Source organism: Brevundimonas sp. RM1, from assembly GCF_052907225.1.
Genome location: NZ_JBRERY010000022.1, coordinates 19591 through 27754, shown reverse-complemented (window position 1 = coordinate 27754; position 8164 = coordinate 19591). Strand labels below are relative to the sequence as shown.

Annotated in this window: 5 protein-coding genes; 3 read left to right on the top strand and 2 right to left on the bottom strand. The window is 68.4% G+C overall.

Annotated features, from left to right (window positions below):
- From ACU5AP_RS14080 to ku, 3 genes are all read left to right on the top strand, one after another.
- On the top strand, positions 1-2350 hold a 2350-nt coding region (locus tag ACU5AP_RS14080; RefSeq protein WP_446681385.1), incomplete at its 5' end, for an efflux RND transporter permease subunit.
- Positions 2347-2964 carry a cation transporter gene (locus tag ACU5AP_RS14075; protein ID WP_164918007.1) on the top strand — a complete coding sequence of 206 codons (618 nt, stop codon included), beginning with the start codon at positions 2347-2349 and terminating at the stop codon, positions 2962-2964. The genes ACU5AP_RS14080 and ACU5AP_RS14075, both read left to right, overlap by 4 nt.
- A gap of 92 nt (positions 2965-3056) precedes the next feature.
- Positions 3057-3890 carry a non-homologous end joining protein Ku gene (gene ku / locus ACU5AP_RS14070; protein WP_112999382.1) on the top strand — a complete coding sequence of 278 codons (834 nt, stop codon included), beginning with the start codon at positions 3057-3059 and terminating at the stop codon, positions 3888-3890.
- A gap of 3 nt (positions 3891-3893) precedes the next feature.
- Here the strand turns inward: ku and ligD are convergent, their stop codons facing one another.
- Both ligD and ACU5AP_RS14060 read right to left on the bottom strand, forming a co-directional pair.
- Positions 3894-6425, bottom strand: a complete 2532-nt coding sequence (gene ligD, locus ACU5AP_RS14065; protein WP_128719755.1) for a DNA ligase D — start codon at positions 6423-6425, stop codon at positions 3894-3896.
- Positions 6426-6476: 51 nt separating this feature from the next.
- The gene (locus ACU5AP_RS14060) at positions 6477-8156 is read right to left on the bottom strand and encodes an alkaline phosphatase D family protein (RefSeq protein WP_446681384.1); all 1680 of its coding nucleotides are present in this window, start codon (positions 8154-8156) and stop codon (positions 6477-6479) included.
- Positions 8157-8164: the final 8 nt, after the last annotated feature.

Sequence of the window (8164 nt, the reverse complement as noted above, 5' to 3'; positions counted from 1 at the left end):
CGTGGTCGAGATCGGCCAGGCGCCGCGTCTGGGCGGGGCCAGCCGCGACGGCCATGAGGCGGTCATCGGCACGGCCCTGATGCTGGCGGGCGAAAACAGCCGCACCGTGGCGCAGGCCTCCGCCGAACGGCTGGAGCAGATCAGCGCCAGCCTGCCGCCCGACATCGTGGCCGAGCCGGTGCTGAACCGCAGCGCCCTGGTCAACTCGACCATCAAGACGGTGGCCAAGAACCTGACCGAAGGGGCGCTCCTAGTCATCGTCGTGCTGTTCCTGCTGCTGGGGAACATCCGCGCGGCGACGATCACGGCCCTGATGATCCCGATCAGCTTCCTGTTCGCGGTTATCGGCATGAACCGCTTCGGCATCAGCGGAAACCTGATGAGCCTGGGGGCGCTGGACTTCGGCCTGCTGGTCGACGGCGCCGTGGTGGTGGTCGAGAACACCCTGCTGCGCCTGGGCCAGAAGCGCGCCGATCTGGGCCGCGCCCTGACCCGCAACGAACGTCTAGGCGTCGCCGCCGGCGCCGCGCGCCAGATGGTCAAGCCCGCCGCCTTCGGCCAGCTTATTATCCTTCTGGTCTTCACCCCCCTGCTGATGCTGGAAGGGGTCGAGGGCAAGACCTTCATCCCCATGGGCGCCACGGTCATGCTGGCCCTGGTCGGCGCCTTCATCTTCTCCTTCACCTTCGTCCCGGCCATGACGGCCCTGCTGGTCAAGGAGCCCAAGACCGTCCACGTCGATGAGAACGGCGAGGCGGAGGAGCATGAGACCTTCCTGCTGCGCCATGCGCGCCGCTGGATCGAACCGGCCATCCGCGCCGCCGTTGCGCATCCGAAGACGGTGCTGGCCTCGGCCTTCGGGGCCCTGCTGGTCGGCGCTCTGGCCTTCACCCTGCTGGGGCGCGAGTTCATCCCGACCCTGGACGAAGGCGACATCGCCATGCAGGCGCTGCGCGTGCCCTCGGCTTCGCTGGAGCAGTCGCTGGCTATGCAGATGGCGTTGGAGCGGGTCATCAAGGCCCAGCCCGAGGTGAAGACCGTCTTCTCGCGCACCGGCACGGCCGAGGCGGCGGTGGACCCCATGCCGCCGAACATCTCCGACGCCGTCATCGTGCTGAAGAAGCGCAAGGAATGGCCCGATCCCAAGCTGCCGAAGGAGGAGCTGATCGCCCGCATCGAGAAGGCCGCCTCGGCCCAACTGGGCAACAGTTTTGAGTTCAGCCAGCCGATCGAACTGCGCTTCAACGAACTGATCTCGGGCGTCCGCACCGATCTGGCGGTCATGGTCTATGGCGACGACTTCGCCAAGCTCCAGGCGACGGCGGATCAGGTGGCCAACGCCCTGCGCGATACGCCCGGCTCGGCCGACGTGCGGGTGGAGCAGGCGTCCGGCCTGCCGACTCTGACGGTCAGCGTCGACCGCTTCGCCGCCGCCAACTACGGCCTGTCGGCGGCCGACGTGTCCGAAGCCGTCTCGGCCGCCATCGGCGGCGCCGAGGCAGGCCAGATCTTCGAGGGCGACCGCCGCTTCGATGTGGTGGTCCGTCTGTCGGACGCCGAGCGCAACGACCCCGCCGCCCTGAACGCCCTGCCCGTCACCACGGCGAGCGGCGTGACGATCCCCCTGTCCTCGGTCGCCCGCATTCAGGTGAAGGAGGGCCAGAACCAGATCAGCCGCAACGACGGCAGCCGCCGCATGGTGGTTCAGGCCAATGTGCGCGGCCGCGATCTGGGCGGCTTCGTCGCCGACGCCCAGAAGCAAGTCGATCAGCAGGTCAGCTTGCCCGCAGGCTATTCGCTCAAATGGGGCGGGCAATTCGAGAACCTGAAGCGGGCCGAACAGCGGTTGGGCCTGGTCATCCCGGTGGTCTTCGTCCTGATCGGCATCCTGCTGTTCATGGCGCTGGGGTCATTCGCGGAGGCGGGGCTGGTGTTCGCCTGCGTGCCTCTGGCCCTGGTCGGCGGAGCGCTGTCGCTGTTGCTGAGGGGGATGCCCTTCTCGGTCTCGGCGGCGGTCGGCTTCATCGCCGTGTCGGGCGTCGCGACCCTGAACGGCCTGGTGCTGATGCAGGCCATCCGCGAGCGGTTGCAGGCGGGGCAGACACCGCGCGACGCGGCCCTGCTCGGCGCCTTCAGTCGTCTAAGGGCGGTGCTGACCACGGCCCTGGTCGCCATCGTCGGCTTCATCCCCATGGCCATCGCCACCGGGGCCGGCGCCGAGGTGCAGAAACCCCTAGCGACAGTCGTCATCGGCGGCCTTCTGACGGCGACCGCCCTGACGCTGCTGGTGCTGCCGACCTTCGCGGCTAAGGCCGTCAAACACCGCAAGACGGAAGGAATAGAGGATTGAGCGGATCTCATCATGGAGAGGGGCTTCAGCGCCGCACGCTGCTGATCGTGCTGGTGCTGAACGTCCTGCTGTTCGTCATGCTCGGACTCGGCGGCCTGTTCGCCGAGTCCAGCGCCCTGCTGGCCAACGCCGCCGACAACGGCTCGGACGCCATCGTCTATCTGATCAGCTTCCTGGCTGTCGGGCGGGCGATGGCGTGGAAGCGCGGCGCCGCCCGGCTGTCGGGGATCATGCTGCTGATCTTCGCAGCCGGGGTGCTGATCGACGTGGGGCGGCGCTGGATCGTCGGGACCGAGCCGGTCGGTTGGACCATGATGGGCCTGGCCGTCATCGCGGCGGCGGTGAACCTGATCTGCCTGATGCTGATCCGGCGTCAGGGCGGCGACGACGTCAACATGCGCGCGGCCGAGACCTTCAGCTTCAACGACTTCGCCTCGAACGGCGGCATCCTGATCGCCGGGGGTCTGGTCATGGCGCTGAACCAGGCGTGGCCGGACTTGGTGGTGGGGCTGATCGTGGCGGCCATCGCGGTGAAGGGCGGCGTCGACATCCTCAAGGACGCCCGTGAGAGTCGGCCCGTTTCGCAAGAAGCCGAGGCGAACGCCGAAACCTGAACCGTCGCGGGCAAGCCGGGGAGCCCCCGCGCTTGCCCGCGATAGCGAACATATGTCGGCGCCGGGCATTTAGCCTGTCGAGGAGAACCGACATGGCCGCTCGCCCCACATGGCAAGGACACCTGAAGCTGTCGCTCGTCACCTGCCCGGTGGCGCTCTACACCGCGACGACCAGCGCCGCCGACGTGCGCTTTCACCTGATCAATCCGGACACCCACAACCGCATCCGCATGGTGCCGACCGACCCCGACGCCGGTCCGGTGGAGCGCAGCCATCTGGTGCGCGGCTATGAGGTGTCCAAGGACGAATACGTCCTGTTCGACGACGCCGATTTCGACAAGGTGCGGCTGGACAGCACCAAGACCATCGCCATCGACAAGTTCGTGGACGAGTCCGACATCGACCGCCTGTATTGGGACGATCCCTTCTTCGTCGTTCCCGAGAAGGGCGCGGGCGTCGAGGCCTTCGCCGTCATACGCGACGCCATGCAGAAGCAGGGCAAGGTCGCGCTGGGCCAGCTTGTCCTGCGCGGCAAGGAACGCCAGCTGGCGCTGGAGGTGCGCGGCAAGGGCCTGCTGGCCTACACCCTGCGCGCCCATGACGAGGTGCGCGACGCCGACGACTATTTCGACGACATTCCCAAGGTGAAGGCTGACGCCGACATGGTCGAGATCGCCGCCCGCATCATCGCCCAGAAGGAGGCAGACTTCGACCCGACCGCCTTCAAGGATCGCTACGACGACGCCCTGCGCGAGATGATCAAGGCCAAGACCAAGGGCGGCAAGGGCCTGGTCGACGTGGCCGAGCCGGACGACACCAACGTCATCGACCTGATGGCGGCGCTGAAGAACAGCCTGAAGGGTTCGGCCGGCGCCGCGCGCAAGCCGGCGTCCAAGAAACCCTCCCCGCGCAAGAAGTCGGCCTGATCGTCACTCCATGCCCATCTTGCGCAGGGCGGGTCTCAGGCTGACGGCGGCGGCGCGGAAATCGGCCCAGGGATCGGGCCGCTCAAGCAATTCGGGCCAGACCCACAGATTGTAGTCCGCGGGCCTCAGTCCCGGCTTCACCTGATCCCACGACAGGGGAAAGGCGATCCCCGCCGCCGGCCGCGCACGCGGCGACCAGGGCGCCACGGCGGTCGCCATCCGGCCGTTGCGCAGATAGTCGATAAAGATCTTTCCGCCGCGCGCCTTCTTGGCCAGGGTGGTGGTGAAGCGGTCCGGCGCCTCGGCCTTGATCGCCTCGGACACGACCTTGGCGAAGGCCTTGTTCTGCTCCCAGGTCACGCGGGAACGCCCGTCGGCGCGGATCGGCGCGACCACATGAAGACCCTTGCCGCCCGTCGTCTTGACGAAGGGCTTGAGGCCCAGCGCCTCCAGCTTGGCCTTCACCACAAGAGAGGCCGCGATCACGTCGTCGAAGCCCAATCCCACGTCGGGGTCCAGGTCGAAGGTGATCTGCTCCGGCGTCTCGGGATCGCCCGGCTTGCAGCCCCAGGGATGCAATTCCAGCCCTCCCGACTGGGCGACGGCGGCCAGGCCGCCCACATCGACGACGGCGACATAGGGCGTGCGCGCCTTCACATCGATCAACTTCAGACGAGGGTTCGATCCGGTCATGGCGTGGCGCTGGAAGAAAATCTCGCCTTCGATGCCGTCCGGGGCGCGGATGATCGACGTGGGCCGGTCAGCCACATGGGGCAGCAGGCGCTCGGCCGCCGCCTCGTAATAGCGCGCCAAGTCGGCCTTGGTGATGGGCGGACGACCTTCGCTCGCCGGCCACAGCACCTTGTCAGGGCTGGAGATGACGACGCCCGCCACCATGACCTTGCCGCCCTTTTTCGACGTCGACGGCGACGCGGGCGGCTGGGGCGACTCGGTGACGTCCTCAGCGATCTTGTCGTCGCGCAGGCCCTTGAAGGCCGCCTGCCGCAATGAACCTGACTCGGTGTAGCCGCCGTGCTCGATCTCGGCGACCAGCCTGGGTTTCACCCAATGGACGTCCTTGCCGCCGTCGGGCGCGCCTGCGCCGGTGAAGGGGCTCTTGTCCGCCGCCTCGGCCTTCAACGCGGGGATCAGCAACCGCGTCGCCGCCTCGCCGAAGCCCGTCCCGACGCGCCCGAGGTATTTCAACCCGCCCTTCTCGCGCACCCCGACCAGCAACGACCGGAACCGACGGCCGCCCTCCGACGACCAGCCGCCGATGACGACCTCGTCGCGCCCCCGGCACTTCGACTTGACCCAGGTCGAGGACCGCCCGGCGTGATAGGGCGCGTCCAGCTTCTTGGAGATCACGCCCTCCAGATGCATCCGGCAGGCGCTTTCCAGCACCGCCTGCCCCGTCGAGGCGAAGTGCTCGACGTAGCGAAGACGCCCTCCAGCCTTGGCGCCGAGGCGGTCGATATAGGCCTGCAATCGCGCCTTGCGGTGCGACAGCGGCAGCTTACGCAGATCCTCCGCCCCCTCGAACAGCAGGTCGAAGGCGAAATAGACCAGCCGCCCCGTCTCTCCCTCGGATATCGCCGCCTGCAGGGCGCTGAAGTCCGGCATGTCATCCTCGTCCAGGGCGCACAATTCGCCGTCGATCACCGCATCGGGCCAACCGGCCGCATCCGCCGCCAGCTCAGGGAAGCGATCGGTCCAGTCCAGGCCCTTGCGGGTCCGCAGCACCGCCTGACCGCCGCCGACCCCGATCTGCAGCCGATAGCCGTCGAACTTGATCTCATGCGCCCAACCAGCCGCCGAGGGCGGATGATCGACCGCCTTGCACAGCTGGATCGGCACGAAGGCGTGCGGCTGCTTCGCCTTGGACGCCGCCTTGGACGGCGCGGGCATCGGCGGCGCCTTGCGGCGGGTCGGCTTGGAGGAGGTCCATTGCGCGTCCCCCTCGGCGATCTGGGCCAGCGAGCGGCCGGTCGTCACCGAGGCGTCGATCTCGGCCAGGGCGTCGCCCTCGCCAGCCACGGCGTATGCGTCCTTCTCCTTCAGCAGCAGCCAGTTGTTGCGCTTGGACGGCTTGCCCCGATCGCTCTTCAGCCGGATCAGCGCCCATTTGCCTTTCAGTCGCTCGCCGTGAAGGATCATCTTGATCTGGCCGCGCGCCCAGGCGGCCTCCAGGTCCGGCTCCTGCGGCTCCCAGGTTCCGGCATCCCACAGCTGCACCGTGCCCGCGCCGTAGTTGCCCGCCGGGATCGTCCCTTCAAAGTCGCCATAGTCGAGCGGATGGTCCTCGACCTCCACCGCCAGGCGCTTGACCGACGGGTCGCGCGACGGGGCCTTGGTCACGGCCCAGGACTTCAGCACCCCGTCCCCCTCGATGCGGAAGTCGTAGTGCAGTCGGGTCGCCGCATGGCGCTGGATTACGAAGCGCCGCGCGCCGTCTCCGGCCCGCTTGGCGCCCTTGGGTTCCGGCGTCTGCTCGAAACGCCGCTTGGCCTGATAGGTCTTCAGCTCGCCGCGCATGGGCGATTAATCCGCCCGCGAGGAAACCGTTGCGCGGGGAGCTGGCGGCGATCAGACGCCCGTGATCGTCCCATCGGCGCGGCTCACGCCGACCCGCTTCAACGTCGTGACCTCGAACGGCTTGGCGAAGATGGTCGAGACCTGCATCAGGGCCGCCTCGGCCCGGTCCTCGGTCAGGGTCAAAAGGATGAAGCCCTTGGCCGACTGGTCGCAGAAGCGCACCTCGTCATTCGCCTGCATCAGCGCCGCGCCCAGGGGGAAGCCGCCGATGGCGTCGCCGATCGAGGGGCTGGAGACCGCGCTGGTCCCGAACTCGACCGCCCGGCGCGCGCCGCCGGCGTCCTTCAGCTCATTGACCCAGAAGGCGTGGCTGTCCCCGGCCAGGACGATGGGCTGCACCCCCGCCTCGGCGAAGGCGGCGTAGAGACGCTCGCGCCCGGCCGGATAACCGTCCCAGGCGTCGAGGTTGAACGGCAGGCCCATCTTGAACAGGAACAGGGCCTGTTCGAACTGGTCGCGATAGGCTTCGGGGATCTGGGCCCTCAGGCCCTGGACTTGGGCCTCGGTCAGGGTGCGCGACACGTCGGGACCGGCCACGCGGGCCATGACGACCTGATTGCCCAGCACCTGCCACGGACGGCCCTTGGCCTTGGAAGCGGCCAGTTCGCGCTTCAGCCAGTCGCGCTGCTCGGCGCCCATCAGATCGCGGGCAGGATCGTTCAGCTTGGCGCGGAAGGCGTCCAGGTCCAGCACCGGCTCGCCGTCGGGGCCGTCCTTGGCGGTCAGATCCCTGTCATAGGCCAGCGGTTCGGTGCGGCCGGTCAGACGGGTCTCGACCATCATCAGGCTGGCCAGATCGCCGAAGTGGAAGCTGCGGTGGATCGCCTCCTTCAGCGCGCCGGGCGCGGCCTCGCGAATCGGCATCCACTCATAATAGGCCTTCAGCGCCGCCGCCTTGCGTTGGGCGAAGTCGCCTTCAGTCTCGGGCTGATGGTTTTCGGCGCCGTGCAGCCAGGCGTCGTTGGCCGTTTCGTGATCGTCCCAGACGCAGATGAAGGGCGCGCGGGCATGGGCGGCCTGAAGGTCGGCGTCGCGCTTGTACTGGGCGTGGCGCAGCCGATAGTCGGTCAGGGAGACGATCTCGTGCGCCGGTTCGGGCACGCGACCCAGCTTCGGCCCCGTCGCCATGCCATAGGCGTCGGAATCCGCCCCGTATTCGTAGATGTAGTCGCCCAGGTGGACCACGGCGTCGAGGGTCGGCAGGGCGGCGATCGACTCATAGACGTTGAACAGGCCGCCGGGGTGCAACTGGCACGACACCACCGCCAGATTGACCGGCGTGATCCCCTCCGCCGCCAGAGTGCGGGTGCGGCCCATGGGCGAGCGCGTCTCGCCCACAGCGAAGTCGTAGCGATAGTCGCGGCCGGGGCGCAGGCCCGCCGCGTCGACCTTGACCGTATAGTCGCGTTCAGGCCCCGTCTCGAACCGGCCCGAGGCGACGACGCGGTCGCCCTGCCCGTCCAGCACGCGCCAGGCGACCGAGACCGGCCCGACATGACCGTCCGCCGGGGTGACGCGCGTCCACAGGATCACCCGGTCGGTCGCCGGATCGCCCGAGGCCACGCCGTGGGCGAAGACGACGGCGACAGCTTCGCCCGTCGGGACCGTGGCGCAGCCCGCCGCCGCGCCTGCGCCGAACAGACCCAGAAGGCCGCGACGGTTCATGGTCATGGCTCTGA